We start from the raw sequence: 25,452 nt of genomic DNA, 5'->3' as shown, positions 1-25,452 counted from the left end.
CCTTGGTGTTAGCACCCGACCTGAAAGGAGTATGCGGCACGCTCTAAAGCCAAGTCGTGGACCCGGGTCGCAGTGCGTAAAAATTTGCCGAGTTCTATCTTTTGCACGCGCCCTTTTGCACACGCCTTGGAGGAGACATGGCGAGTCTTTTCTGGATCACGCTTCTGGCCTTTGTCCTTTCCGTGGCCTTTTGCCTCGGCTTTCGCGGGCTGGCACGCGAATGGTATCTCATCGACGTCCCGGACGCCCGCAAGACGCATGACGGAAATGTCCCGCTTTGTGGAGGAATCGCCATTTTTCTGTCGTTTTCCGTTGCCGCGCTGCTGGCGCTCGGCGTTTCCGGTCAAGCCAATGCCGTGACCCTGCTGCCGGGGCTGGTGCTGATCCTCGTTACCGGCGTTCTCGATGACCGCTTCAATCTGCCCGTAGCGCCACGCCTTGCGATTCAGCTGCTGGCAGCCTTCCTGATGCTGGGCATGGCCAGGGTCTGGCAGATCTATCTGGGCCTTGCCTCCGACGGGATCGCAACGCCCGCAGCGCCCCCCGCGGACATGCTGATCCAGCTTCTTACCGGACCGCTTTTCCTCTTCATCGCGCTTGCTTTCATTGTCGGCCTCGTCAACGCGGTCAATATGAGCGATGGCGTCGACGGACTGGCGGGATCGGCGAGCGCCGCCGCCTTCTTCTGGCTGGCCGTCATCGGCTTCGGCGTAGGCGAGCATCGCCTCGGCCTGCAGGCTCTCGCCATTGCCGCCGCCTGTCTCGGCTTTCTGGTCTTCAACATGCGGCACCGCTGGCGCGCGAAGGCAAGCCTTTTCCTCGGCGATGGCGGCAGCACCTTTCTGGGCGCAGCCCTTGCCGGATTTATCCTCATCCTCGCAAGCCGAACAGCCGCCGTCCCCTTTCCCGTCCTGATCTGGATCGTCATCGTGCCGGTCATCGATACGCTGAGCCTGATCGTGCGCCGCATGTCGGCGCGCCGAAGCCCCTTCTCGCCAGACCGGCAGCATCTGCATCATCTGCTGATGGATGCAGGGCTTTCCTGCGGGCAAACAGCCGTCGCCATCATGGGGCTCAACCTCATCGCCGGTGCCGTCGCCTATGTCGCCGTCCGGTTCGACATGCCCGTCTGGCCGATGCTTCTGGCGCTGGCGATCCCCGCTGCGACGCACACGCTTTTCGTACTGCACATGACCAGAGGTCCGCGTCAGGCCGTCGCCGCCTCAATGGCCGAGGCCAATCCGGCCACCAAACCCAAAATCACTTATCCCGGGGCAACTTCATGAATGTTTCCGTACTCATCATGACGCTGAACGAAGAGGCCAACCTGCCAGCCTGCCTGGCATCTCTGGACTGGTGCGACGATATCGTCGTGCTCGATTCCTTCAGCAGCGACCGCACGGTCGAAATCGCCAGGGCAGCAGGCGCCCGCGTCTTCCAGCGCGCCTACGACACCGAGGACCGCCAGCGCATGTATGGCCTGACGGAAATCAAATTCAAGCATGACTGGGTTTACACGCCTGACGCGGACGAGATCACCCCGCCGGACCTGCGTGACGAAATGCTGGCAATCGCCGCCGACGCCGACCGGCCGGAGGTGTTCTTCAAGGCGCGTTACAAGAACATGTTCATGGGGCGCTGGATTCGTCATGCCAGCCTCTACCCCACCTGGATCACACGGCTGGTGAGGCCGGACCGCGTGCGGTTCGAACGCTCGGTGCATTCGCGCGCCAGCGGCGGGCCGGAAGGTGCCTTGCAGGCCCATTTTATCCATTACAGCTTCAACAAGGGCCTCGAAGCCTGGTACGACAAGCATAACCGCTATTCTTCCGCCGAGGCTGATCTGTCCGCCTCGCGTCAGCTCGAACGCAAGATCGACTGGGGCGGCATGCTTTCGGCAGCGCCGGAACGGCGGCGGCGGGCGCTGAAATCGCTTTCCTATCATATGCCGTTCAGGCCGGGCCTGCGCTTCCTCTACATGTACCTGCTGCGCGGCGGCTTTCTGGACGGCAAGCCCGGCTATCTCTATTGCCGCCTGCTTTCGGCCTACGAGTTCATGATCGTGGTCAAAATGGAAGAGCAACGCCAGCGCCGGTTGGCCACCCTCCCGGAAGCAACTCCGGCGAGGCAACCGCTGGAAACCGAAGCACCAGAACGGCGTATGGTATGATGCTTCTCGTCGTTCTGCCCTGCGCCATCCTGTTCGGGATTGCCGCGATGTTCTTCTCGCAACCGGTCCTGACCTTGCAGGACGATGGCGGAAGGGCAGATGTCATCGTAGTGCCGGGAGGAGACGGCCCGCCCCGCGCGGCGCAGGCCGCCCGCCTGTGGAAGGAAGGCCGCTCGCCGGTGATCCTCGTTACCGGCGATGGCGACTGCCTCTATAACAAGCGGATCATGGTGCGCAACGGCGTGAACCCGTCGGCGATCTTCGTCGAATGCCAGTCGGGCAGCACCTGGCAGAATGCGCAATTTTCCGCCCCCGTCCTGCGCGAAATCCGGGCCAGAAGCGCACTGGTCGTAACCAACTGGTATCACTCGCGCCGGGCCATAGCGAGCTTTCGCGCCGCCTGCCCGCAGATGCGCTTCATCTCGTCACCCATCGGCGGCGATGACGGACGCCCCGGCTTTCCGGCAACGCCCGCAGACATGGAACTCGTCGTCAAGGAATATGTGAAGCTCGGCTGGTATCTGGTTTCGGGCCGCATTTTCCCGCACGATCTTTCCGCGGGCGAACCCGCGCCCGACCTTTCAGACACATGCGCTGCGGCGGGGGTCACGCAATGAACCTGTCGCTCACCTGGATCTTTGTCGGCTTCGTCCTCTACCTTCTGGCTGGCGGCCTCTTCTCCCGGCCGGAACGCATGTATCAGTTTCCCTTCCTTGCCGGGGTGATGACGTTCGGTTTCCTGCTGCCGCAGCTCCCGGCCCTCGTCTATGACCAGTTCCTGCCTTCCGGCGCTTATGCCAAGACGATGATCATGGGCATCCTGTCATTCGCAATGCTTGTGATCGGGTGGCGGATGACGAAAAAGCCGATCCGGTTTCTCCGCATGAGTTTCAGCGAGCGGCGGCTGATCTGGGCCGCAGCCGGGCTGTCGGCTTTCGGCGCCGTCTTCTATTTTCTCCTGAGCCGCCTTCCCGGAGATGTCTCCATCGGCATGCAGATGACCGGAATGCCGGTTGTCTATCTCTTCTTCGCGCAGCTCATGCCCTATGGTCTTGCCATCGCCGTCTTGTGCTTTGCGCGGCGTCCCTCATGGTCGGCGCTGGCGATCATCCTGTTCGATCTGGTTTTCTATCTGGACCGGATTCTGGTGACGGGAAAACGGGCAGAGACAATTCAGCTCGTCCTCATGTTCCTTCTCGCCTTCTGGTTCTACCGGCGGATCGTCGTGCCTCGAACCGTCATGGCGATCGGCATCCTCGCCGGTACTTTCCTGATGACCAGCATGGGCGATTATCGTCAGGTCACCCGCACGGATGCGAGTTTCGTTCTCGATGAGATTCTGGAAATCGACTATGCCGCCAATTTCCGCAGCACCCTTGAGCGCGGTGGCCCCGAAATGCGCAATGCCGTACAGCGCATCGATGAAATCGACCGGCGGCTGGAATTCGACTACGGCAAATATCACTGGAACCGGATCATCTTCACATTCGTTCCGGCGCAGCTCGTCGGCGGCGACGTCAAGGAAGCGCTCTATCTCAACGTCCCCGAACCCAGCCGCGATTACAATCCGCTGACCGGCACCACCGAGACCGGGCTGGTCGACGCATTTTCGTCGTTCTGGTATTTCGGCGCGCTGAAATTCCTGGTGCTCGCCTGGGCGATGCGCAGGCTCTGGGAAACCGCGATGGCGGGCGAGATGCTGGGCCAGCTCGTTTACATGCTTTCCATCGTCCCGGCCATGCATTCCATTTCCCACCACACGGATTGGGTCGTGCCGGTCTGGATTCACATGTCATTGTTCCTCATTCCCGTTCTTTCGTTCTGCGTGATCCGCAATCGATCGATTCACCTGCCGCTTCCGGCATCGCATGGCGGCAAGCTTCAGGAAGGATGGTCATCATGACCGTAACGTCGAACCATAATGCACTCGGAGAAGGCATCAGGGGCAGAATGAATGCCTCGCGTCCGCTTGAGGGCGGGGCGACCTTCACGCTCGGGCATCGCGTCCAGCGCCTGTGCTGGCAGGCAAGCTGGCTGCTGCTCGCCGCATGGACACCGTCCTTCCTGTGGCGCTGGCGCGGCGCGGTGCTGCGCGCCTTCGGCGCGAGGCTGCACAAGACGGCCATCGTGCGCGGCAGCGCCCGCATCTGGTGGCCGGGCAACCTGACCATGGGCGCGCATTCATCGCTTGGTCCCGGCGCGCTATGCTACAACGTGGCCCATGTGACGCTTGCGCCTTTCGCCATTGTCTCGCAGCGCGCGCATCTGTGCACGGCCGGACACAATATCGATCAGGCCGACTTTCCGTTGACGGCGGCGCCCATTCATGTCGGCGCCTATGGCTGGGTTGCGGCAGAAGCCTTCGTCGGACCGGGGGTGAATATCGGTGAAGGGGCGGTTCTGGGCGCACGCGGGGTCAGTTTCCGCGACATGGAACCGTGGATGGTCTATGCGGGCAATCCGGCCAAGCCGGTGCGGCCACGGCGAAAGCCCTGACCCTCAGCTTGCAGTAACGGACCGGAGCGCCTTGCGGCTCGCAACCGCGTCCAGCTTTTGGGATTGAAAATCCTGATAGGCCGCAATCGTCTGGACCGCGATGCGCGGCCAGGTGTAATTGTCGCGCACCAGTTTTGCACCGGCGACACCCATCCGCGCCGCGCGATCCGGGTCTTCCAGAATCCGCTCAAGCGCCGCAGCGACCGCCATCGGATCGAGCGGGGAAACAATACCGGCGCCCGCCTCGCCCACCTCTGGAAAATGGCAGGCATCGGTAATCGCCACCGGCACGCCGCAGGCAAGCGCTTCGGTAATGGCGACGCTGAACCCCTCCTGACGGCTGGGCAGGCAGAAACAGGCCGCTCGTTTGAGGGCGGCGATCTTGGCCGGGCCGTAAAGCCCGCCGGTCATGTGCACGCGCTCTTGCAGCCCGTATTGACGGATACGCTCGCGAAATTCGTCTTCCGCCCCGCCATCAGGACCAGCCACCACCAGATCGACATCGGGAAACAGGGGTGCAACCCGGCGAAAGGCATCGGCAAGAATGTCGAGACCCTTCTTGTAGTGAAGCCGCGACAGAAACAGCACATAGGGCCGTCCGGGCAAGCCGCCCACATCGGCCTCTCCCCCCTCCACCTCGTTCAGAAAAATCCCGTTCGGGATAATCACCGGCGGAGCCTTCAGGCCAAGGGGCCGCATCAGCTCGATCTCATCCGCATTCAGCGCATGAATAAAGGCCGCGCCGTCGAGCATCCGGCGAAACCCCAGCCTCATCGCGAGTTTCTTCTTCCACGCGCTTTGCTGCATGCTCCACACGTCGAGCATCCCGCAGCAGCACACGCAATAGGGCACGGAAAAGCGGCGGCAGAGCATCGATGCGCGCAACAGATTGGTTTCCCACACGCCATGCAGATGCACGAAATCCGTGGCCCGCAACAGCGCTTCCATCGCCTTCGCTGCGGCGCTTCCAGACAGCGTTTCGCGCAGATCGGGCATTGGCAGCAACAGGGTGCGCACCCTGTCGAACCCGGGAATTGCAGCAGTCGCCGCGACAGCGCGCCTGCTCACCTCATCGTCGCTGTAGCTTACGATTGTCACCTCATGGCCGAGCGCCGCCTGTGCCGCTGCCAGCCGCACCACGACCGCCTGCGGCCCGCCCTTCGCAGGATCGTAGGAGCCGATGACATGGACGATGTTCATGCCGCCCTCTCCCCAAATATCGCCGCAGCAAGCCTTTCGCCATAGCGTGACAGGGTATAATCGGCCGCACGCTCACGTGCATTTTCCCCCATCCGTTCCAGCGCTGCCGGATTGCCCGCCAGTTCCCGCAAGATTTCGGCCGTCTCCCGCACGTCGCGGATCGGCACGATGTAGCCATCGACACCGTTGCGAACCACGCTGCCGGTATTTTCGGTACAGATCACGGGCAGCCCCGCGGCCAATGCTTCATAAACGGAAATCGCCGACCCTTCGCACAAGGACGGAAGCAGGAAAACATCGGCCCATTCAAACTGCTTGCGCATTTCGCTGCGCGGGATGGGGCCGGTCAGTTCAACCGTTGCAGCCAGTTTTGCCTGCGCCTCGGGCAGGAGTTCCAGCGGCCCCACCATCCGGAACTCCGCCTGCCCCGCCAGCAGCTTTGAAACCGCGCCGACATAGGGCGAGCCCTTGCGCAACCCCACCGCGCCCACCGTCAACACGCGCAATTTGCCCGGCGCCCGCGCCTTCCGTTCGATCTGGAAGCGTGTATCGACCCCGGTCGGGACCACGACGATCTTTTCGGGCGCGCCGCCTTCTACGGCAACATGACGGGCAACGAAAGGCGACGGACACACGACCAGATCGGCGAGCTGCCATTCGGTTCGCTCACGTTCCGCGAAAGCCTCGGAATAGCCATCGTCTTCGACCGGCAATTGCCAGCCCGGATTCAGCAATTCCTCTTCCTGCCCCAGCCGATCGACAATCGCGCGCGGCGCGATTACCTGATCGACAGCGGTCCACAGCCCCGCTTTCCGCGCAGCCGACAGCACTTCCACGGCTTCGCCGCTGAACGCATAGACCCCGCCCGCGCCGTGGAAACCGCTTTCGGCGACCAGCCTGCCGAATGTTTCGCCCGCCCAGATCGCATTGGCGGTGGATTTCGGCCCGGTCTGGTTCGCCAGCCTGCGGATAGCGGAATGCAGTCCGAAAACCGGAAAGGTCGTCATCTGCTTCAGTGGGATTCCCTGCGGCTTGCGCCCGACTAGCCGCCGCACCGAGGATGGGAGCGCATTGGGCGGAACGTTGCCAAGCAGACGCGGCCATCCCTGAAAGGCGCAGATATCCGTATAGAAATGCGCCAGCCTCTGATTGTTTGCGAAAATGCGCGGGACCGCATAATGCCGGCGCGCGCCAAGCTGGCTGACAACGACCGAGCCTTCCATCACAGTTCCCTCGGCTGGAACTGGCGGTCGAGAACCGGCATGGCCTGCGGCACCACCTTTTCCTCAAGCCGCGAGATGGCAGACTGCCAGACGGCTGCGCCATATTCACGCGAATAGGCGGTTTCCATCAAATAGCGGGCATTGTTGCCCATCGACATGCGTCCGACCGGCGAATGGCGCAGATGAAGGATTGCGTCGACCAGCGCATCGACATCGCCCGGCCTCAACGCCATGCCGCACTGGAAATCGCGGACAATCGTGCCGATCTCGCCTTCCGTGTCGCCGATGAAGATCGTCGGGCGGGCGGCGGCAAGCACGCCGTAGAACTTGCTGGGAACGATGCAATGTTCCAGTTCCGGCTTCAGCGAAACCAGATGCACATTGGCCGCGCCAAGGCTTTCGGAAAGCTTTGCCACGGGCTGGAACGGCTTCATCATCACATTGGTGAGACCCCGCCGCCTGACCTCGCTTTCGACGAAACCGCGCTGCTGCCCCTCGCCGATCATCAGGAAAACGATGCTTTTCATGTGCTTGAGCCGCTCGGCTGCATCGAGCACCGTCTGAAACTCGTGCGCGCGCCCGAAATTGCCCGAATAGCCGATGACGAATTTGCGCCCGAGGCCCCAGGCGCGACGGAGCGGATTTTGCGCGGGTTCCACCGGAACGATCTCGTTTCGGTCGGCCCAGTGGTGAACCACGCTCAGGCTTTCCGCCGGAATGTCTCGCGTCGAAAGATAATGCGCCATGCGCTCGATCGGACAGATGGTCAGCGCCGACTGGCGCATCGACCAGTTGCGCAGGATGAGGGCAAGCCTGCCGGAAACCGTATTGGACCTGATGAGCCCCAGTTCCATCGCCGTTTCGGGAAAGAGGTCCATCACCCAGTTGACCAGCTTTGCCCGGCGAAGACGGACGGGCAGCGCAGCGGAAACCGACAGAAGCGGCGGATCGGTGCAGACGACGCAGACATCGTCCTTCTTGGCATTGGACGCGAACCATGCGGCAGCGGACAGATGGAAGGTCGCATAATCGACCGCACGCCCCACGAGCTTGCCGCGACCGAAGCCGGAGGTCCATATGCGGTGCACATCCACGCCGCCGATGGTCTCGCGCGCCGGGAGCACGTCCTTTCGCCGGTCGTGATAGCTGCGGCTTGCCAGCACCGTCGTTTCGATGCCTTCGCGCACCAGCGTATGGGCAAGGCTCGTCACCATCCGGCTCGTCGCCGACTGGTCCGGATAGTAGTAACGATTGGCAAGCACCACACGCATGATTTTGCTTCCTGTGCATGTTTCTCTAGAGCAGAGGATCGCAACAGCGCAGCAGAACCCGCAAGAAACACAAAGGCATGGCAGGCACCGACAGCGGGCGAACCGCCTACCTCTTTGGGTGAAACAGGCCATGCCGGGCGCGCCGCAAGCCTCATCCTAAGAGGGAGGTTACCGCCCGCGATTGCCGTTTTGGAGCCGTTCTGCCCGCGCCGGAAATCGCTAACATGGCTTCATCGAGTTTCTGATCGGAGGCAGGGTCTTGCAGGAGAAAACAGCTCTCATCGTCGGTGTGACCGGACAGGACGGCGCTTATCTAAGCGAGCTTCTGCTCAAGAAAGGCTATCGCGTGCATGGCCTGAAACGGCGGTCTTCCTCGTTCAACACGGCCCGCATCGACCATCTCTATCAGGACCCGCACGAGGAGGACATTCGCTTTCGCCTGCATTTCGGCGATCTGACGGATGCGACCAATCTGTGCCGGGTCATTCAGGAAGTGCGGCCCGACGAGATTTACAATCTCGGCGCCCAGAGCCATGTGCAGGTGAGCTTTGAAACGCCTGAATATACGGCAAATGCCGATGCGCTCGGCACGCTTCGCCTGCTTGAATCCATGCGCATTCTGGGGCTCGGCAAGACATGCCGCTTCTACCAGGCTTCCACATCGGAGCTTTTCGGCAACAGCTCTCCCACGGCCCAGAACGAACAGACGCCTTTTGCGCCGCGCAGTCCTTACGCGACCGCGAAGCTCTATGCCTACTGGACAACGGTCAATTATCGCGACGCCTATGGCTTCCATGCTTCCAACGGCATTTTGTTCAATCACGAAAGCCCGCTACGCGGCGAGACCTTCGTCACCCGCAAGATCACACGGGCCGTCGCGGCAATCGAACGCGGCCTTCAGGACAGGCTTCGCCTCGGCAATCTCGATGCCCGCCGCGACTGGGGCCATGCCCGTGATTACGTCGAGGGCATGTGGCGCATCCTGCAGGAGGATGTTCCCGACGATTATGTGCTTGCCACCGGCGAAACGCATACGGTGCGTGAATTTGTCGAACACGCCTTCAAGGCGGTCGACAAGGAGATCGAATGGCAGGGCGACGGCGTGGAGGAGATTGGCCGCGACCGCAAATCCGGCAATTGCCTGATCGAGATCGATCCGCGCTATTTCCGCCCGAACGAAGTCGATTTCCTGCTCGGCGATGCCTCCAAGGCGAAAAACCGCCTCGGCTGGCAGCATACGACCGGCTTCGACAATCTCGTCGCCGAAATGGTCGACTGGGATTTGCGCAACATCATGCGGGAGGTCGGGCGCAATGACTTCTACGGCTGAGATCGCCCCTCTCTATTCGCTCGAAGGCAAGAAGATCTTCGTTGCCGGGCATACGGGCATGGTCGGTTCGGCCATCCTTCGCCGCCTGCAAGGCACGGATTGCGACATCATCACTGCCGCGCATAACACGCTCGACCTGACCCGGCAGGGACCGACGGAAAATTTCATCAGCGGCCGCAAACCGGATGTCATCATCATCGCCGCCGCCCGCGTCGGCGGCATCCTGGCCAATTCGCAATATCCGGCGGATTTTCTTTACGACAATCTCGCCATCGGCATGAACCTCATCCGCGCCGCCCACCAGAACGGCGTCGAGCGACTCTTATGGCTCGGCTCAAGCTGCATCTATCCCCGCGACGCGGCGCAGCCGCTCACCGAGGACGCACTGCTGACCGGACCTCTGGAGCCGACAAATGAAGCCTATGCCATCGCCAAGATCGCCGGGCTGAAATATGCCGAGGCCTGCGCGCGGCAATATGGCAACCGCTTTATGACGGCGATGCCGACCAATCTCTACGGCCCGAACGACAATTTCGATCCCGAAAGCTCGCATGTGCTGCCAGCTCTGATCCGGCGGATTCATGAGGCCAAGATGCGCGGCATCGATCACGTCACGCTGTGGGGCAGCGGCAAGCCCTTGCGGGAATTTTTGCATGTGGACGACCTTGCCGATGCCTGCCTGCACATGCTGCGCTTCTATGACGGCATCGAGCCGATGAATATCGGAACGGGTGACGAGATTTCGATCAGGGACCTGGCGCTGACCGTCGCCCGCGCCGTCGGCTATGAGGGCCGCTTCGAGCATGATCTCAGCAAGCCCGACGGCACGCCGCGCAAGCTTCTCGACACGTCGCGCATGCGGGCGCTTGGCTGGAAACCGCGTATCCGTCTGGAAGACGGCCTGCGTGACGTCTATCGCGATTGGGTGCGGGAAACCGCCGATCCTGTCGCGGCCTGAAAACCGGCGCTGAAAAATTCCTAATCCTGACTGGAGAAAAAGCTCGCCCTATGAGGGCGAGCCGCCGACCCTGCCCATGTCGAGCTCGACGCGCAGGATATCGCCGGGCCTGATCTCCGTGCGCTCATCGGCAACGATATCCTGGAAACTTCCATCAACGATGCGGCTGATCGAGAAGATCAGCTTCTGGCGCAGCGTGGACGAGGCGATATTGCCGGAGGACTTGGCGATTTCGGCCATGGTCTGAAGCTGCGCATTGCTGCGGCGCTCCATCCGGGCAATGTTGAGGTCTATGTCCTGCAAGGCGGTCGCAGCCTCGCTCTTGCGGATTTCGTCCAGATTGGCGATGCGCTGCTGCATGGCAAGCTGGTTCTGCCTCGCCCGCGCGAGGAAGGAGGCAAGCTCCAGCGCGGCACGCCGGGTCGCCGACAGATCGCGCTCCATGTCGCGCAGGTTGGACCTGGCGGCCAGCCCGCGATCCACCAGCGACTTGCTGGAATCCACATTCTCCTGCAACAGCCCGATTTCCGTGTCGTGCAGCTTGATGCTCTGCTGCAAGGTCTCTATTTCGTCGCCATAGCTCGCGGCCTGCGCTTCCAGCGCCTGACGTTCAGCGGCGAGATTGTTGCGGCGGACATTGAAGACGGTCTTTTCCCCGTCCAGCATCTGCTGCGTCAGCGCCGCCGTTTCCTTGCTGGCGGCGGGCTGTTCGGGAAGGACATAGTTGAATTCCGTGCCGTTCAGTTCCGCCTCGAAGCGGGCGCGCCGTATCGTCATGGCGGTGATCTGCATCTGCAGATCCACATATTCCTGCTGGACGGTGATAAGCTGCATCCCGGCGGTCAGCGCCGGCGTCTCCGCCTTGCCGGCCCCGCCGCCCAGCGCCATCAGTTCAAGAGCCACCATGCCGGGCCGGAACTGGTATTTTCCCGGCGCCTTCACGTCGCCGACGACAAACACCGGCGCGTACTGGTTGATGGTTGCGGTGACCGTCAGGCCGGGAATGTGCTGCGACAGCGACCCGGCAATTTTCTCGCCGATCTCGTTGATCGTGAGCCCGCTCACCGGAATATTGCCCACGATCGGATAGCCGATATTGCCGTCCACATCGACGGGGTAAAGACCCGTCAGGGAAGGCTGGCCATAAACTGTCACCTGCAACACGTCGTTGGCCCCGACCCGGTAGGCCTGCCCTTCGCCAAGCGCGGCGAAGCTTCCGCCAGCCAGAATGAGCCCCGCGAGCATGGTGGCCCGCAGATGGGCGGCGATGCGGTTTTTCATGATCCTGTGTGCCATTGGCTTGCCCTCACGCCTGTTCCTGAACGCTGCCTGCGACCGGCTTTCGCCGCCGCGAGAAAATGCCGCCTAAAGCCTGCCCCGTCTTGCGCAGGCCCAGCCCGCACAGCGCGACGGGAAGCGTGATCCAGCTTCGATAGGACGCAATGTTCTGGTTCACCACCGCCAGCGCCGGCTTGCGCCCGAAGGAGGCCATCGTCTGTATCAGCGCATTGGTTGCAAGCTGGTCCTGGCGGTCTGACTGGACCACGAGCAGCGCCGTATCGGTTGCCCGCGAAAGGAGAACCGAGCGCTTGTCTTCCATGACCGCCGGAAGATCGACGAGAATGATCTTGTGATCGGCGCGAAGCTGGGCAATCAGTTCGGCCAGCCAGTCTCCCTCGCGCATCAGGCTGTTCGGCTTGATGATATCGATGCCGGAGCCATGGTCGTGCACGAGCGTCGCGCCGGTGAGCTGCCGTCCGGTAGACACACCGCCCAGATCATTGTGCGGCAGCCCGAAAGCCTCCGCCAGCCCCGACCGCCTGTGGGTCGCGTCGATGACTGCAACCGTCAGTCCGGTGGCGGCGATCTGTTGTGCGAGCGCGGTGATTAGCAGTGTCTTTCCCTCGCCGCTGGACAGGGAAACCACCGAAAGCGCCAGCGAATCCCGACCGCGCGTCAGCGCCCGAACACGATCATGCACGGACTTGATGGCGCGACCGAACGGGCTTGCCGGATCGAGACCGCGATTGACCAGAAGCGGCACGGTCATCTGCGGCGAGACCGGCAGCAGCGTCGCCGCCGGAATGCCGGGCAGCACCAGCGATGCCGTCTGTGCGGGCCTGATCTTGTCGAATGTTTCCTTCAGCATCGTGCCAGCAAGCGCAACGAGCCCGCCAAGCCCCAGCCCCAGCAACAGCCAGTTGGGCAGGTTCGGGCTGGCCTTGGCCATTGCCGGTTCCGCCGGAGAAATCATCTGCGCTTCCGGCGCAGCCATGCCGTCCTGCTCGATCAGTTGCTTGTAACGCGTCAGATAGCTTTCATAGACCGTGCGGCTGGCATTGGCTTCACGGTCAAGCTGCACGGCTTTCACCTGCGCCTGATTGGCTTCGGCAAGGTCGGCCTCCGCCTTCTTCAAGGCTTCCTCCAGTCCGCTGCGCCGCTGGCGCGCTATCTGGATTTCGTTGCCAAGGCTTTTGATGATATCACCGACCTGGCTGGAAATCTGCTGTTTCAATGCTTCCTGTTCGGCTTTCAGCACGGGAATTTCGGCGCTCTTCAGCGCACCATTCGACTGCAATTCGCCAAGCTGCCGCTCGACGCGCGCCTGCTCGCTGCGCAAGGTCTGGATCGCGGGCGACGCCAAAACTTCAGCCAGCGCGGGCGCTTCATCCTTGTCCTTCAGTTCTTCCGCCGTGCGCAGCCGCGCCTCGGCAAGCGAAACGGCGCCCGTCGCGGCGACGATCTCGCTGTTCAGCGCCGCAACGCGCTGGGCCTGAAAGCTGATCTGCCCCTGATCCCCCGCAAGCCGCGACTTCTGGCGGAATTCTTCCGCCGCACGTTCCGCACTTTCAAGGTCGCTGCGCAAGTTTCCAAGCTTGTCGCCAAGCCACTCGCTGATGCGCCGCGTTGCCGATTGCTGCACGTCGATCTGGTGGTCGAGATAGGCGGTGGCGAACGCATTGGCGACCTGCGCCGCATAGACCCGGTCGGATGCGCGATAGGAAATGAAGATCGTGTAGGACCGTCCGTCATTGGTGACGCGCAACCGCGAAAGAAGCAGGTCTATCTGCTGGCGCTCACGCAAGGCTGGATCGACCTCGCGTGCGCCTTTGGCCTGCGAAGCCGCATCCGAGGCGGACGATAAAACCGTTCGCGAACGGAATTGCGTCGGCACGGTTATGTTCTCCGCTTGCAATATGTCGATGACCTTGCGCGCCATCATGCGGGAATTGATGATATCGAGTTCCGAACGCAGAACGGGACTGTCCTGCGGCAACGGCGTGATGGCGCTTTCATTGGGAAGCGCCTGCAACCGCCGCATATCCAGCACCAGCACGGACTCCGACACATAACTGACCGGCGCTGTGAGATAGCCTGCAAAACCGACGCCAATGCCCGCGACCACCGGCACGATCAGCATCATTTTTCTGCGTTTTATAATGTCGAGCAGGTCAGCCACCGGCTGCCGCCCGTTTCCTGCCGAAACGTCGGAGATAATCACCCAAATTCTCCTTCACGGAATAGTTCAGTCCGCTGAATGTCCCCTTGCCCCTAAAGCGGGCGTCGGGTCGCGCCCTATTGCAGGTCGGAAAATGATGTTTCCGACGGGAACAGCTCGTTGATGATGCAAGCCACCTCGGTGCGGTTGGATGCCTTCAGCTTCTTCATGATGTTGCGGATATGAACCTTCACGGTGCTTTCCCGCAGTTTCAGTTCATAGGCGATGATCTTGTTCGCCTTGCCCCGGCGCAGCGCATTGACCACTTCGGCCTGGCGCTGGGTGAACATTCCGCCGAGAGGCTGCAGGCGCTGCGAATTCGGATCGGTGGCGTGCCGCAGGGCGAGCACGCTGCTGGCCGGAACGAAGGTTCCTCCCGCCATGGCAAGCCGCAATGCTTCGACGCAGACATTCACATTGACCGAGGTGGGGATATAACCCTTCACGCCATGGTCGAGCGCCTTGAGGACCTGCGAGATTTCTTCCTTGTCGGCCAGAAGAATGACGGGCGCCGGAGCGCAGTCCGTAACGATGCGATTGAGATAATTGCCGACCGCCGGGTCGGAAACCTTCTGGCCGCCGATATTGAAAAGCACCGCGCCCGCCGTGCGGCCCCGACGCTGATGCTGCCACTGCTCGAACGAGCTGAATGTGGCAATCGACATTTCGATACTGTGATTGGTCAATCCGTGTGCCAGGCACTCGCGATCCAGCGCACGGTTGTCTATGATAACCAGCAACGGCAACACGCTGTCACTGGGCAGTTCAGGCTTGAAGGAAGCATCTCTTGTCGCTCCGAAGCCATTATTCTTTATTTCAGTGGTTCTGTTGCTGAATTTTGGTGAAATGTTCATTTGTTCGCCCTCTAACCCAATTTAATTACACGCCTCCGTTTCTTGCGCATGACAATCAAGCATGCGCATCGGTTACCCTGTTTTATTGATCTTTGTGATATATAGACAACCAACGGGGGAAACTAGTCTGGAAAGTTGCCTGAAATTTTCTACAGTGTCATTAACCTAGATTAAGGGCTTCGGCAAAATATGGTTTAGAAGAAGCGCGGATATATACCCAATTAGTGGTAGAAATTACTACCTTGCCAAAACAACCGCCCTCGATAAAACTCTTGCGATGCCCCGCTTCCGGGCGAGAGCGGGGAAAAACGAATGCGGGGACACCTGACTTAAAATTTATATTTCCTTTGCTGGGCGAAACGGCAGGTAGGCTCAATGGTGGTAAATGCCGACGAAGCAAAATCGCTGCGCCATTTTCTGGAAAGCGCGCCCATAGGCGCGGTTTTTGAAGAAAGCGATCTCAGCGTGCTCGCCGCCCTGCCCATGGCTTCCAAGACCTATGCCGCTCACACCGTGGTAAGCAGCCAGGGAGACTGGGCCAATTCGGTCCATATCATAAAGAGCGGCTGGGGCTGCATCTATCGCGATCTTCCCGATGGCGACCGCCAGATACTCGACTTTCCCATGAAAGGCGATTTTCTCGGTTTCCGCACCGGGCTCGGTTTCAACTATTACACGCTCATTTCGGTTACGGAGCTTTCCGTCCTCGAAATCTCGCTGGACCATCTCACCGAAAGCCTGCTCAAGTCGCCCCGCCTCGCCATGACGTTCATGGAACTGATGGCCCGGCAGCGTGCGATCCTGATCGAACATCTCATCAGCATCGGCCGCCGCAGCGCACTTGTTCGCATCGCTCATCTTCTGCTGGAACTCGGCCACCGGGCGCGCATCAACGGCACGGGCGACGAGAACAGCTTCTTTTGCCCGCTGACCCAGAGCGAGCTTGCCGATGCGCTCGGGCTGACGCCGATCCATATCAACCGCATGCTGCGCGAACTTCGCGAAGACGAACTTCTGGTGTTCCGCAACAATGAGGTGGAGTTCCTCAACCGGTCAGCCCTCGTCCATATTTCGAGTTTCGACGAGCACTATCTGACCATGGAAATTTTCCCCCGCGTCCGGATCAGCCGGTAGGTCCGGGTTTCCGGTTTTGCAGTTCTTCAACAGTTCGTCATTTGCGGCGGGCTGGAATAGTTGCTCTCGTCGTCCTAGATTCTGGAGACATATCAAGGGAGCGCACATCATGACCTACAGCAAGAACCCGGAAGCGATTGCCAGGCTCACCCCGGAGCAATATCGCGTCACGCAGGAAAGCGGCACCGAGCGCCCTGGAACCGGCGAATATCTCTATAACAAGGAGCCGGGAATCTATGTCGACATCGTTTCGGGCGAACCGCTTTTCGCTTCTGCCGACAAATACGAGTCCCATTGCGGCTGGCCCAGCTTCACAAAGCCCATCGAACCCGCCAATGTCGCGGAACTGACCGATGTTTCGCATGGCATGGTGCGGACGGAAGTGCGTTCGGCCCATGGCGACAGCCATCTGGGGCATGTCTTTCCTGACGGCCCGGTCGATCGCGGCGGGCTTCGCTACTGCATCAATTCCGCATCGCTGCGCTTCATTCCGAAGGACCGGATGGAAGCCGAAGGATATGGCCAGTATCTCGATCAGGTCGAAGATATCGGCTGAACGGAAGTCAAATCAAAGGCATGGCCGTGCGAAGTATTTGAAATAAAATTCGTGGGATTTGAAATTAATCCGGGTCCGGATTAATTGATCCACAGCCATTCCTTGCGCCCATGAAGTAAGACTTCTTTCTGTCGCAATGATCACTAATCTGATCCCGCGCACCGCTTCGGCGGAATCAGGCAAATGCGCAGCCTCGGTATGATTATGCTATCACCACACATACCGAGGCTTTTTGGGGCTATCGACCGGCTTTCCCCCCATCCCTCGCCCATTATGCCCTCCCCCCGCCCGAACAAGCCGCCCGTAACATCGGTTGCATTGGCTGCGTGAATTCCATTGCAAATAGCGGGCAATTATATTCAATATACTGTCCTGCTATTACTGGATGACGGATTTCGATCACGCGACATTTTGGGAGGCGGCTTGGATAGTGCGGTTGGGGCCTATCGGATCTATTCCGAAACGGAGTGCGCGGAGGCGCCGGCACTCGACTGGCCCTATGTGTGCGCATTGCATCTGCTTCGGAAACCTGTCGGAAACGCCATTTCGGAATTTCTCGCCGCCGTCGGCAATGCATCGCGGGCGGACCGGGCATGGATGATCGAATATACGCCCGATCTCCTGCGGTTTCGCAATTCGCATGAATGGTGCAAGGGCAGTACGACGCCCTATATTGCCGAGCTTCAGGAAGTTCCGACGACCCTGATCGCATGGCTGCACCGCTATCTGACCAGGGGACAGGCCGTCGCGGTTCACGACGTCCGCGGACTGCCACGCACCGCCCGCGCCCTTCAGGCGGAGTTTCTGCGGCAGGGAAACCAGAGCATTCTCAGCATTCCCCTCTTTCATCACGACCGGCTGCGCGGGATCATCGGCTTCGATACGACAGTGGAAGCCAGACGATGGTCGCGGGCCGAGATCAAGGCCATGTTCCAGTGCGCAAGCCTGATCGCCCAGGCGAAATATGCGACGCCTGAAGACGAACCCGTCAGGCATGAGGAAACAGACCCGACTTCGGTGATCTATGTCAGCAAACGCGGCGTGATGCGCGGTGTTTCACCGGAAGAAATCATCGGGGTCCGCTCGGCAGGCAATTACAGCGAGATATGGCTTGGCGACGGTTCCAAGGTTCTCGATTCCCGACCGCTCGGCATATGGGTGGGCATTCTTCCGCCAAGTCTCTTTTTGCGCATTCACCGCACGACATTCATCAATGTCCTGCATGTTTCGGACATAGACAGAAGCATGATCGACAAATGGCTGGTCAGGATGCGCGGCGTCGATCAGTCATGGCCGGTTTCGCGATCCTATCGGAAGCCGTTGCGCGAGCGAATGGGCTTCTAGCCTTGACTTCGCCATGATTTAGTCTGTTCTTCGCCACAAAAATCAATGCGAAAAGCGCACACTTTCGTTCCGCAAACAGCGTTTCGCTGCCGATTTTGCGGAATTCGCGGTTCTGCCTCAATTTGAAATCGCTGCTCAAGACAGGTCGAGATGCGCCTTGAGCGGCATGTCGTCATGCACCGGAACCGTCTGCCTTTCGATCATGCGATGGACCAGCGGCGGCTTGTCTCCCTTGTGCAAGGCGAGCAGCCTTTCCGACACTTCGGCATCGGCCTTGGTCCGGCGCTGGTTATGGCGGACATACTCCACCCAGGTCGGCACGTGATAACTTTCCGTCCAGGTTTCCGGGTTCTCCAGATCGCGCAGCAGCACCCATTGCCGGGCGCCGTCGCGGATACGCATGCGCCGCCGCAAGGCCATGGCGGAAAGGAATGCGGGAACATCTTCCTGCGCGATCTTGTAGTCGACCATGATCATGATCGGGCCGCTGCGCGAACGAAGATCAAGCCGAAGCTGCGGCTCGCTGAAACGGTTGAGCGGATCGAGATTGAGGGATTCGAACTCGGGCTGCGGCAGGAGAAGACCGATCAGAGCGCCGAAAACGAGCACGACGGCAGCAGCCAGAAGCGCACCCGGCACGTTATATTCATCCGCCACGGCACCCCAGAGCCAGCTGCCCGCCGCCATTCCACCGAAGGTCGCCGTCTGGTAGAGAGCCAGCGCGCGCCCCACCACCCAGCGCGGCGTGGAAAGCTGCACGGTGACGTTGAACAGAGACAGCGCCAGGACCCACGACACACCGGCAGGCAGCAGGAAAATGCAGCTGAGCCACATGTTCCGGCTGATCGACAGCAGTCCGCAGCTCACCGCAAAGGCGACAAAAGCTCCGCGCACCAGCCATTCATTGCCCAGAAGCTCGCGCAGCCGGGCGCTGAGCAAGGCACCGCCGATGGCGCCAAGCCCGAAGAAACCCAGCATGATGCCGTAGGTAAGCGCCGTTCCGTGGACAAGATCGCGGGCGACCAGCGGCAGAAGCGCCAGGATGACGATCGCGGACAGGCCGAACAGAAAGCCCCTGAACATCACTTTCAGCAGGTTGGGCGACATGGCGACGTAACGCAGCCCCGCCATCATGGCCGGTCCCAGCGTTTCGCGCGGCAAGGTGGATTTGACCGTTTCCGGCTTCCACTGCCAGAGCGCCAGAATGAGCGCACAATAGCTGAACGCATTGAAAATGAAGGCAAAAGCAGCGCCAGCCGCCGCAACGATAATACCGCCGATTGCCGGACCGATGCTGCGCATGAGATTGAAGCTCATGCTGTTGAGCGCCACGGCGGCAGGCAGGTCGGTGCGGGGCACGATGTCGCCCATCGACGCCTGCCATGAAGGATTGTGCAAGGCCCCGCCGCAGCCGATGAGGAATGTGAAGCTCAGCAGCATCCAGGGCGTCAATATGCCAAGATAGGCGAAAGCCGCCAGCGCGACCGAAATGACCAGCAGCAGAACCTGCGCGGTGAGCATGATGCGGCGGCGGTCGAAATTGTCGGCCAGGGCACCGGCGGCGACCGAAAAGATCATCACGGGCAAGGTTGTCGAAGCCTGCACCAGAGCAACCATATCGTCCGAATGGGCGATGGTTGCCATCATCCAGCCAGCGCCGACCGTCTGCACCAGACCGCCAAGGTTGGAAACCAGTGTAGCTGACCAAAGCGCCCGGAATGTCTTGTATTGGAAAGGCGCGAGGGGGGAAATTCTCTGCGGCACCGGACGACCTCCCGTTCCATCTGCCTCACATAGCCGATACGTGAATCTCTCCCGGGGGACAAGGGGGATAGTGCCAAACTTGTCACGACATCCCATCACCGTTTATATGTGCTGTAAATATTGAGCCAACCCTTTATTCCTGATTATTATTTTTCCTGTTGGAGTGCAGTTGCCCATGGGCTTGCGAACAGCACAAATTTCTGACGCTTCTGTTCTCGCAGCCATCTCGATTGAGGTTTGGCTGGGCATCTACATCCGCCGGGGCGTGAACGCATTTTTTGCCGATTACGTTTTAAGCGAGTTCACGGAGGAAAAATTCCGGAACCTCATCGAAGACGCCGATGAACATATTGTCGTTTCGGAGAATAAAGACGGTCTGGATGGCTTCACCCGGATCAGTTCCAAAAGCGCCGCTCCGATAGATAATTGTTCGACAATGGAAATTTCGACCCTTTAAGTCCAGCCGCGACATCACGGAAACGGGATCGGGCGAGCACTGTTGCAGGAAGCCTTGCGCCACGCGCGCGATGCGAAGGCTCCTTCCGTATGGCTGACCACGAACTCGGAAAATACCTCCGCAATCAACTTCTACACGTCCCACGGCTTTGAACGAATTGGAACAACGCATTTCCGGATTCAGAATGAGGCCTATTTGAACGACGTGTTTCGATATGCCTTTCCCTGACAACTGACAGGTCTCTTCGGGTCAAGACGTCAAGGCAACCCCGGATTGACTCCATCTTTCGATTAGGTAGACTGGTCTACCTAATCATCCGGGCATGTATTATGAGCGATTCCGCCACACCAACTTCCAAACCGGCGCGCGAGCGGCTTCTGCAAGCGGCGGCGGAATTGTTTTACGACGAGGGCATTTCAGCCACCGGGATCGACGCGATCATTCAGCGCGCAGGCGTGGCGAAGCAGAGCCTCTACAACAACTTCGCCTCCAAGGCGGAGCTGGTGGCAACCTATCTGGAGCATCGCCACGCCGAATGGCTGGGCCTCTATGAAAAGCGGCTGGAGAAGGCAGCAGGCCCGATGGGCGGGCTGCTGGCGGTGTTCGACGCCTATCGCGATCACGCGGAATTTGCCTATGAACACGGATTTCGCGGCTGCGGCCTCCTGAATGCGGCGGCGGAACTGCCCGCTGGCGATCCGGGCCGCGAGGCGGTGAGAAAGCACAAGGAAGAGGTCGAGGGCCTGCTCGTGAGCCACCTCACCGGCCTGATCCCCGACGATCCGCCACGCGTCCGCCAGCTGGCCGTGCAGCTCTCCTTCATTCTCGAAGGAGCGGTCATGCGGGCCGGGCTCGAGGGCAACAGTGCGCGTCTTGGCGAAGCCAGGGCGATGGTCGCAACGATTTTGAAACCCGTGTAAAAATGCAATCATCGAAAAGCTATTTTCTGGGCGTGGCCGCCATCATCGCCGCTTCCACGATCTGGGGGACAACCGGCACCGCGGCGACTTTCGCGCCCGAAGTCGGCGCGGCTGCAATCGGCGCCGCCGCCATGGGCCTTGGCGGGCTTGCACAGGCGGCAATCGCCTGGCGCGGCATCATCGCCTCGCGAAAGGCGCTCGCCGATCAATGGCGCATCCTGATGCTGGGCGCGATCTGCGTCGCCATCTATCCCCTCGCCTTCTATGCCTCCATGCGGATGGCGGGCGTGACGATCGGGACGGTCATTTCGCTTGGCTCCGCTCCGCTGCTTTCCGCCGGGATCGAATACAGGCAAAGCGGCTTTCGCCCATCGCTCCGCTGGCTGGCGGGGGCCACGATAGGCATCATCGGCATGGTCCTGCTCAGCATATCGGAGGATGGCGGCAGCCACGCCGTCTCCGCTGACGGCTCACCACTCATCGGCTCGATGCTCGGCCTCGTGGCAGGCTTCACCTATGCGCTTTATTCCTCCTGCGCGCGCCAGCTGATGCAGGGCGGCATATCGTCGACGACCGCCATGGGCGCAACCTTCGGCATAGGCGGCATTCTGCTGATGCCGGTACTGATCGCGACCGGCGGGCCGTTTCTCGCCTCCTGGAACAATGCGGCCGTCGGGCTTTACATGGCTTTCGTGCCGATGTTCCTCGGCTATGTCTGCTTCGGCTACGGCTTGAGCCGCGTGGAAACAAGCGTGGCGACCACGATCACCCTGTTCGAGCCGGTCGTCGCCGCGTTCTTCGCGGTGGTGATCGTCGGCGAGCGGCTGTCCGCCCTCGGCTGGTTCGGCGTCCTTCTGGTCGTCATCTGCCTCGTCTGCATCACCATGCCGGCCCGCAGCCGCAAAAATCCGCTGGAAGTGCCTGAGCCATCAACCTGATGGGCTCGCGCTTGATCGGAGCAGGATCACAAATCAGACTGATTTCCTGCCTAAGCGTTTCACACTTTTCGGGATGCGTCTTGTTTGTATTGACGCGCATCTTTTCCGAAAACCGTTTCACACTTTTCGGGATGCGCTTTTCAGCCAGCCCTTCACGGCCTCCACGGATTCCGGATGGCGCGGCTTTCGCAGCGAAACCGCGTAGAAGTCCGCGCCAACCCGCAATTCGGTGGCCAGCGCCTGGACGAGACTGCCCGCGGCAATTTCCTTTTCCACAAAAAAGAGGCTTGCCAGCGCCAGCCCGTGCCCGGCGATTGCCGCGTCAATGGCGAGCGAAGTCTGGTTGAAGCGCGTATTTTTCGGTGAAGCCGACACGCCGCCGGGAAACGCCTTTTCCAAATATCGCGGCCAGAAATTATGCGCATCGTGCAGCAGCGGATAGCGCTGCAGATTTTCCGGCAGGCCCGGATCGCCCAGCCTCTCGACCAGAACCGGACTTGCGACGGCAACGATCACGTGCTCGAAAAGCAGCTCCGCATTCAGCCCCGGGCCGAAAGGCGGCTCGCCATAACGCACCGCGAGATCGACGGCATCTGTCTGGAAATTGGCAACCTTGTCGCTGGCGACAATGCGCAATTCTATATCGGGATGCGCTTGCGTAAATTCGGCCAGACGCGGGATCAGCCATTTCGACGCGAAGGTCGGCGTCACGCTCACGGTCAGGTGCTGCGGCTCGGGTCGCAGCATTTCGGTCGCTTCCGAAAGCAGGTCGAACGCCCGCCGCACACTGGCGGTATAGGCGCGGGCCGCCTCGGTCATGACCAGCGTGCGGGGTTGGCGTTCAAAGAGTTTCAGTCCAAGCTCCGCCTCAAGGCCGCGTATCTGCTGGGCCACCGCCGCCTGCGTCACGCCAAGTTCTTCCGCCGCCAGACGGAAATTCAGATGCCGCGTGACGACTTCGAACACGCGCAGACCATTGAGCGAGGGAAGTCTCTTCATGAACTGAACCCGATAGATTTTCTACTGCCTGACGTTACGCATTTTCGTTCGTCAGGATAATGGCTCTCGGCTATAACTGCAAAGAATGGTTATCGGCGGTTGACCGCTTGTGCAACCTTTTCCCGAAAGGAAAGCATCATGACAGTAGAAAAAGTAGCGATTGTGACGGCTGGCGGAAGCGGGATGGGCGCCGCCGCCGCACGCAGGCTTGCGCAGGACGGTTTCAAGGTTGCAATCCTTTCGTCCTCCGGCAAGGGCGAAGCATTGGCGCAGGAATTGGGCGGCATCGGCGTCACCGGCTCCAACCAGTCGAACGATGATCTGAAGCGCCTTGTTGACCTTGTTCTGGAAAAATGGGGCCGTATCGACGTGCTGGTCAACAGCGCAGGCCACGGCCCGCGCGCGCCGATCCTCGAAATTACCGATGAAGACTGGCACAAGGGAATGGACACCTATTTCCTCAATGCGGTTCGCCCGGCCCGTCTTGTCGTGCCGACAATGCAGAAGCAGAAATCCGGCGTCATCATCAATATCTCGACCGCATGGGCCTTCGAGCCGAGCGCCTTGTTCCCGACTTCGGCGGTGTTCCGTGCCGGGCTTGCCTCCTTCACCAAGATTTTCGCCGACACCTATGCCGCCGACAATATCCGCATGAACAATGTTCTTCCGGGATGGATCGACAGCCTGCCGAAGACGGAAGAGCGCCGCGCCAGCGTTCCGTTGCAGCGCTATGGCAAGAGCGAGGAAATCGCCGCGACGATCTCCTTCCTCGCATCGGATGGCGCCGCCTATATCACCGGGCAGAACCTGCGCGTGGATGGCGGGTTGAGCCGTTCAGTGTGATGGGTGTTTGAAACGGTCGTCCGCCGCATGGCGGCGACCGTTGTGCGTACCGGCGAAGCTGCAAGACTGGAGATACAGTCTTGCTCCTTTTTCGGTTTAAAGCATGATCTTTTGTAACATCAATAGAAATACAACTTGTCACGCCAGATCGTAACCGCAGCAAAAATACCTGCAAAGAGCGCGACAATCATAATAGCACCACCGGCTAAAGCGGCTCCAAACACTTCTACAAAGACGCTGAGAATGTCTACGACAATTTTCATAATCCCATGATATCCGCCATCGGAGATATTCACGCCCGCCTGAATCTTGTATCCAACAAGAAATATAAAGCCGAAGACAGCAGAGGTAAGAGCGATGTAAAACAACTTCCTTAAACGTATCATTAGTGCCTTCCATTATTCATTTCATTCTACATTACAATATTATTGGACCGCTATTCAGCGCCATCCATCCAGCTCATCGAACTCGATTACGTCCGGACACTCGCCCAGCTTGATGCCGGGGCTTCCTTACGTTGAAAACGAGGGGCTTTTCAATCGCCTCTGTCGTCTCGGGTCGCTTAATCTTTACGCCTTGGATTTTTTCCGCGTCATTTTTGCTTGATTATGCGCGATGGCAGCGTGAACGAGCGCGATGAAGGCGTCTTCATCGACCGTTTCACCCTCGCTGATATCCAGCGCGCGGCGCGTATTGCCTTCGAGACTGGAATTGAAGATGCGGGCGGGATCGTCCAGCGCCGCGCCATTGGCGAAAGTCAGCTTCACGACTTTCTTGTAGGTCTCGCCGGTGCAGATGATGCCGTCATGCGACCAGACCGGAACGCCGCGCCATTTCCATTCCTCGACCACTTCCGGGTCGGCCTGCCTTATGAGTGCGCGCATTCTGGCAAGCGTCTCGCCGCGCCAGTCGCCAAGTTCCGCAATGCGGCCGTCAATCAGCCTGGATGCCTCGTTATCGTCTGCCATGAAGTCCTCCCGTAGTCTAAACTGCAAATTCCTCTGGCCGTGGCGGCATCACGAACTGCATCTACATTTTCTCGCCCGGCAGGCGGCTCGCCTGTCCGATCCAGTCCGCAAGCTGGGCTTCGTCCACCGCGTCATGCTCGTGGATGTGGAAGTAGCGCGTGTCCTTGCTCTTCGATCCGACCGGCGGCATCGGCTTCAGCCCTGCGCCGCGAAAGAACGCAACCTTTATATATTTCTCGAAGCAATGATAGCTGAGGAACCAGCCCTCTCCCTTCATGCCGTAAAACGGCGAGTTCCATTTGACCGCCTTATGCACATCCGGCACCGTGCGCACGATCAGGGCATCGAGGCGGCGGCCTGCCTCGCTCTTCCAGCCCGGCATGGCCGCAATATAGGCCTGCACCGGCCCGTCCCCTTCCCCCTTGGCGATCTGCGGGTTGCCGCCCGATAAAAGTACCGGGCCGTCAGGTTTCTTGTCGGCCATGAAGCTTCCTCCACCTTTTCCAACGGGGACCATAACATCTGGCC

25 protein-coding genes and 1 pseudogene are annotated in these 25,452 nt (G+C 60.2%); 15 read left to right on the top strand and 11 right to left on the bottom strand.

The window, feature by feature from the left end; translation table 11 throughout:
- The first annotated feature begins 137 nt into the window (after positions 1-137).
- The 5 genes from ACS5UA_RS16420 to ACS5UA_RS16400 are packed head-to-tail and all read left to right on the top strand — an operon-like array spanning position 138 to position 4,666.
- Positions 138-1,286: an MraY family glycosyltransferase gene (locus ACS5UA_RS16420; RefSeq protein WP_273771041.1), complete on the top strand. Its 1,149-nt coding sequence runs from the start codon at positions 138-140 to the stop codon at positions 1,284-1,286.
- Positions 1,283-2,170 (top strand): glycosyltransferase family 2 protein, encoded by an 888-nt coding sequence (locus tag ACS5UA_RS16415; protein ID WP_273771042.1) that lies wholly within the window; start codon positions 1,283-1,285, stop codon positions 2,168-2,170. The genes ACS5UA_RS16420 and ACS5UA_RS16415 overlap by 4 nt, the downstream gene beginning before the upstream one ends.
- Positions 2,170-2,787 (top strand): YdcF family protein, encoded by a 618-nt coding sequence (locus ACS5UA_RS16410; RefSeq protein WP_420703407.1) that lies wholly within the window; start codon positions 2,170-2,172, stop codon positions 2,785-2,787. Before ACS5UA_RS16415 ends, ACS5UA_RS16410 begins: the two co-directional genes overlap by 1 nt.
- Positions 2,784-4,073, top strand: a complete 1,290-nt coding sequence (locus ACS5UA_RS16405; RefSeq protein WP_273771044.1) for a hypothetical protein — start codon at positions 2,784-2,786, stop codon at positions 4,071-4,073. The genes ACS5UA_RS16410 and ACS5UA_RS16405 overlap by 4 nt, the downstream gene beginning before the upstream one ends.
- Positions 4,070-4,666: a putative colanic acid biosynthesis acetyltransferase gene (locus ACS5UA_RS16400; protein ID WP_006470352.1), complete on the top strand. Its 597-nt coding sequence runs from the start codon at positions 4,070-4,072 to the stop codon at positions 4,664-4,666. Before ACS5UA_RS16405 ends, ACS5UA_RS16400 begins: the two co-directional genes overlap by 4 nt.
- A gap of 3 nt (positions 4,667-4,669) precedes the next feature.
- On the opposite strand, the gene ACS5UA_RS16395 is transcribed toward ACS5UA_RS16400, so the two are convergent.
- Genes ACS5UA_RS16395 through ACS5UA_RS16385 form a run of 3 tightly spaced genes read right to left on the bottom strand, consistent with a single transcriptional unit; the run spans position 4,670 to position 8,360 of the window.
- The gene (locus tag ACS5UA_RS16395) at positions 4,670-5,866 is read right to left on the bottom strand and encodes a glycosyltransferase (RefSeq protein WP_273771045.1); all 1,197 of its coding nucleotides are present in this window, start codon (positions 5,864-5,866) and stop codon (positions 4,670-4,672) included.
- Positions 5,863-7,089 (bottom strand): glycosyltransferase family 4 protein, encoded by a 1,227-nt coding sequence (locus ACS5UA_RS16390; RefSeq protein ID WP_273771046.1) that lies wholly within the window; start codon positions 7,087-7,089, stop codon positions 5,863-5,865. Before ACS5UA_RS16390 ends, ACS5UA_RS16395 begins: the two co-directional genes overlap by 4 nt.
- On the bottom strand, positions 7,089-8,360 hold the full coding sequence (locus ACS5UA_RS16385) for a glycosyltransferase family 4 protein (protein ID WP_273771047.1): 1,272 nt from the start codon (positions 8,358-8,360) through the stop codon (positions 7,089-7,091). The genes ACS5UA_RS16390 and ACS5UA_RS16385 overlap by 1 nt, the downstream gene beginning before the upstream one ends.
- Before the next feature lie 259 nt (positions 8,361-8,619).
- Here ACS5UA_RS16385 and gmd point away from each other — a divergent pair, with 259 nt between their 5' ends.
- A complete protein-coding gene (gene gmd / locus ACS5UA_RS16380; RefSeq protein WP_113464296.1) occupies positions 8,620-9,690 on the top strand; it encodes a GDP-mannose 4,6-dehydratase in 1,071 nt (356 codons plus the stop codon).
- Positions 9,674-10,648, top strand: a complete 975-nt coding sequence (locus ACS5UA_RS16375; protein ID WP_273771048.1) for a GDP-L-fucose synthase family protein — start codon at positions 9,674-9,676, stop codon at positions 10,646-10,648. The genes gmd and ACS5UA_RS16375 overlap by 17 nt, the downstream gene beginning before the upstream one ends.
- Positions 10,649-10,696: 48 nt before the next feature.
- Here ACS5UA_RS16375 and ACS5UA_RS16370 read toward each other — a convergent pair whose 3' ends face one another.
- The 3 genes from ACS5UA_RS16370 to ACS5UA_RS16360 all read right to left on the bottom strand — a co-directional run bounded on the left by ACS5UA_RS16370 (position 10,697) and on the right by ACS5UA_RS16360 (position 15,001).
- Positions 10,697-11,944 carry a polysaccharide biosynthesis/export family protein gene (locus ACS5UA_RS16370; RefSeq protein ID WP_273771049.1) on the bottom strand — a complete coding sequence of 416 codons (1,248 nt, stop codon included), beginning with the start codon at positions 11,942-11,944 and terminating at the stop codon, positions 10,697-10,699.
- Between the two features lie 10 nt (positions 11,945-11,954).
- Positions 11,955-14,150, bottom strand: coding sequence for a GumC family protein (locus tag ACS5UA_RS16365; RefSeq protein WP_273771050.1), 2,196 nt, complete (start codon positions 14,148-14,150; stop codon positions 11,955-11,957).
- 74 nt (positions 14,151-14,224) lie between these two features.
- Positions 14,225-15,001, bottom strand: a complete 777-nt coding sequence (locus tag ACS5UA_RS16360) for a response regulator transcription factor (RefSeq protein ID WP_006468628.1) — start codon at positions 14,999-15,001, stop codon at positions 14,225-14,227.
- A gap of 375 nt (positions 15,002-15,376) precedes the next feature.
- On the opposite strand from ACS5UA_RS16360, the gene ACS5UA_RS16355 reads away from it, so the two are divergent.
- The 3 genes from ACS5UA_RS16355 (at position 15,377) to ACS5UA_RS16345 (ending at position 18,035) form a co-directional block, all read left to right on the top strand.
- Positions 15,377-16,135 carry a Crp/Fnr family transcriptional regulator gene (locus tag ACS5UA_RS16355; protein ID WP_006468627.1) on the top strand — a complete coding sequence of 253 codons (759 nt, stop codon included), beginning with the start codon at positions 15,377-15,379 and terminating at the stop codon, positions 16,133-16,135.
- Between the two features lie 109 nt (positions 16,136-16,244).
- Complete coding sequence (msrB, locus tag ACS5UA_RS16350; protein WP_006468626.1) at positions 16,245-16,691, top strand: peptide-methionine (R)-S-oxide reductase MsrB; 447 nt, start codon at positions 16,245-16,247, stop codon at positions 16,689-16,691.
- Between the two features lie 423 nt (positions 16,692-17,114).
- Entirely contained in the window at positions 17,115-18,035 is a 921-nt protein-coding gene (locus ACS5UA_RS16345) for a GAF domain-containing DNA-binding protein (protein WP_443101521.1), read from the top strand.
- Between the two features lie 135 nt (positions 18,036-18,170).
- Here ACS5UA_RS16345 and ACS5UA_RS16340 read toward each other — a convergent pair whose 3' ends face one another.
- Positions 18,171-19,799, bottom strand: a complete 1,629-nt coding sequence (locus tag ACS5UA_RS16340; protein WP_021585546.1) for an MFS transporter — start codon at positions 19,797-19,799, stop codon at positions 18,171-18,173.
- A gap of 175 nt (positions 19,800-19,974) precedes the next feature.
- Between ACS5UA_RS16340 and ACS5UA_RS16335 the strand changes: the two genes are divergently transcribed.
- The 4 genes and pseudogenes from ACS5UA_RS16335 to ACS5UA_RS16320 all read left to right on the top strand — a co-directional run bounded on the left by ACS5UA_RS16335 (position 19,975) and on the right by ACS5UA_RS16320 (position 22,114).
- Positions 19,975-20,256, top strand: a complete 282-nt coding sequence (locus tag ACS5UA_RS16335) for a hypothetical protein (protein WP_443101520.1) — start codon at positions 19,975-19,977, stop codon at positions 20,254-20,256.
- A gap of 12 nt (positions 20,257-20,268) precedes the next feature.
- Positions 20,269-20,484 (top strand): annotated as a pseudogene (locus ACS5UA_RS16330) (GNAT family N-acetyltransferase); the annotation flags it as partial.
- 101 nt (positions 20,485-20,585) lie between these two features.
- Entirely contained in the window at positions 20,586-21,176 is a 591-nt protein-coding gene (locus ACS5UA_RS16325) for a TetR/AcrR family transcriptional regulator (RefSeq protein ID WP_273771054.1), read from the top strand.
- A gap of 2 nt (positions 21,177-21,178) precedes the next feature.
- Positions 21,179-22,114: a DMT family transporter gene (locus tag ACS5UA_RS16320; protein ID WP_273771055.1), complete on the top strand. Its 936-nt coding sequence runs from the start codon at positions 21,179-21,181 to the stop codon at positions 22,112-22,114.
- A gap of 117 nt (positions 22,115-22,231) precedes the next feature.
- Here the strand turns inward: ACS5UA_RS16320 and ACS5UA_RS16315 are convergent, their stop codons facing one another.
- Positions 22,232-23,113, bottom strand: a complete 882-nt coding sequence (locus ACS5UA_RS16315; RefSeq protein WP_273771056.1) for a LysR substrate-binding domain-containing protein — start codon at positions 23,111-23,113, stop codon at positions 22,232-22,234.
- Between the two features lie 138 nt (positions 23,114-23,251).
- Here ACS5UA_RS16315 and ACS5UA_RS16310 point away from each other — a divergent pair, with 138 nt between their 5' ends.
- On the top strand, positions 23,252-23,956 hold the full coding sequence (locus ACS5UA_RS16310) for an SDR family oxidoreductase (protein ID WP_176072995.1): 705 nt from the start codon (positions 23,252-23,254) through the stop codon (positions 23,954-23,956).
- Positions 23,957-24,075: 119 nt separating this feature from the next.
- Here ACS5UA_RS16310 and ACS5UA_RS16305 read toward each other — a convergent pair whose 3' ends face one another.
- From ACS5UA_RS16305 to ACS5UA_RS16295, 3 genes are all read right to left on the bottom strand, one after another.
- A complete protein-coding gene (locus tag ACS5UA_RS16305; protein WP_006468617.1) occupies positions 24,076-24,342 on the bottom strand; it encodes a hypothetical protein in 267 nt (88 codons plus the stop codon).
- Between the two features lie 183 nt (positions 24,343-24,525).
- Positions 24,526-24,924: a DUF1801 domain-containing protein gene (locus ACS5UA_RS16300; RefSeq protein ID WP_273771057.1), complete on the bottom strand. Its 399-nt coding sequence runs from the start codon at positions 24,922-24,924 to the stop codon at positions 24,526-24,528.
- A gap of 61 nt (positions 24,925-24,985) precedes the next feature.
- Positions 24,986-25,408 carry a DUF1801 domain-containing protein gene (locus ACS5UA_RS16295; protein WP_063620489.1) on the bottom strand — a complete coding sequence of 141 codons (423 nt, stop codon included), beginning with the start codon at positions 25,406-25,408 and terminating at the stop codon, positions 24,986-24,988.
- Positions 25,409-25,452: the final 44 nt, after the last annotated feature.

This window comes from Brucella sp. RRSP16 (assembly GCF_052246815.1).
In the GTDB taxonomy this organism is placed as follows: Bacteria; Pseudomonadota; Alphaproteobacteria; order Rhizobiales; family Rhizobiaceae; genus Brucella; species Brucella intermedia.
Note: the sequence above shows the minus strand (reverse complement) of the source record. Positions and strands in the feature narration are given on the sequence as shown.

Excerpts from the sequence above, each read along its gene's own strand:
- ACS5UA_RS16420 (WP_273771041.1), top strand. The coding sequence starts at position 138 with ATGGCGAGTCTTTTCTGGATCACGCTTCTGGCCTTTGTCCTTTCCGTG.
- ACS5UA_RS16415 (WP_273771042.1), top strand. The coding sequence starts at position 1,283 with ATGAATGTTTCCGTACTCATCATGACGCTGAACGAAGAGGCCAACCTG.
- ACS5UA_RS16410 (WP_420703407.1), top strand. The coding sequence starts at position 2,170 with ATGCTTCTCGTCGTTCTGCCCTGCGCCATCCTGTTCGGGATTGCCGCG.
- ACS5UA_RS16405 (WP_273771044.1), top strand. The coding sequence starts at position 2,784 with ATGAACCTGTCGCTCACCTGGATCTTTGTCGGCTTCGTCCTCTACCTT.
- ACS5UA_RS16400 (WP_006470352.1), top strand. The coding sequence starts at position 4,070 with ATGACCGTAACGTCGAACCATAATGCACTCGGAGAAGGCATCAGGGGC.
- ACS5UA_RS16395 (WP_273771045.1), bottom strand. The coding sequence starts at position 5,866 with ATGAACATCGTCCATGTCATCGGCTCCTACGATCCTGCGAAGGGCGGG.
- ACS5UA_RS16390 (WP_273771046.1), bottom strand. The coding sequence starts at position 7,089 with ATGGAAGGCTCGGTCGTTGTCAGCCAGCTTGGCGCGCGCCGGCATTAT.
- ACS5UA_RS16385 (WP_273771047.1), bottom strand. The coding sequence starts at position 8,360 with ATGCGTGTGGTGCTTGCCAATCGTTACTACTATCCGGACCAGTCGGCG.
- ACS5UA_RS16375 (WP_273771048.1), top strand. The coding sequence starts at position 9,674 with ATGACTTCTACGGCTGAGATCGCCCCTCTCTATTCGCTCGAAGGCAAG.
- ACS5UA_RS16370 (WP_273771049.1), bottom strand. The coding sequence starts at position 11,944 with ATGGCACACAGGATCATGAAAAACCGCATCGCCGCCCATCTGCGGGCC.
- ACS5UA_RS16360 (WP_006468628.1), bottom strand. The coding sequence starts at position 15,001 with ATGAACATTTCACCAAAATTCAGCAACAGAACCACTGAAATAAAGAAT.
- ACS5UA_RS16355 (WP_006468627.1), top strand. The coding sequence starts at position 15,377 with ATGGTGGTAAATGCCGACGAAGCAAAATCGCTGCGCCATTTTCTGGAA.
- msrB (WP_006468626.1), top strand. The coding sequence starts at position 16,245 with ATGACCTACAGCAAGAACCCGGAAGCGATTGCCAGGCTCACCCCGGAG.
- ACS5UA_RS16335 (WP_443101520.1), top strand. The coding sequence starts at position 19,975 with ATGGGCTTGCGAACAGCACAAATTTCTGACGCTTCTGTTCTCGCAGCC.
- ACS5UA_RS16325 (WP_273771054.1), top strand. The coding sequence starts at position 20,586 with ATGAGCGATTCCGCCACACCAACTTCCAAACCGGCGCGCGAGCGGCTT.
- ACS5UA_RS16320 (WP_273771055.1), top strand. The coding sequence starts at position 21,179 with ATGCAATCATCGAAAAGCTATTTTCTGGGCGTGGCCGCCATCATCGCC.
- ACS5UA_RS16315 (WP_273771056.1), bottom strand. The coding sequence starts at position 23,113 with ATGAAGAGACTTCCCTCGCTCAATGGTCTGCGCGTGTTCGAAGTCGTC.
- ACS5UA_RS16310 (WP_176072995.1), top strand. The coding sequence starts at position 23,252 with ATGACAGTAGAAAAAGTAGCGATTGTGACGGCTGGCGGAAGCGGGATG.
- ACS5UA_RS16305 (WP_006468617.1), bottom strand. The coding sequence starts at position 24,342 with ATGATACGTTTAAGGAAGTTGTTTTACATCGCTCTTACCTCTGCTGTC.
- ACS5UA_RS16300 (WP_273771057.1), bottom strand. The coding sequence starts at position 24,924 with ATGGCAGACGATAACGAGGCATCCAGGCTGATTGACGGCCGCATTGCG.
- ACS5UA_RS16295 (WP_063620489.1), bottom strand. The coding sequence starts at position 25,408 with ATGGCCGACAAGAAACCTGACGGCCCGGTACTTTTATCGGGCGGCAAC.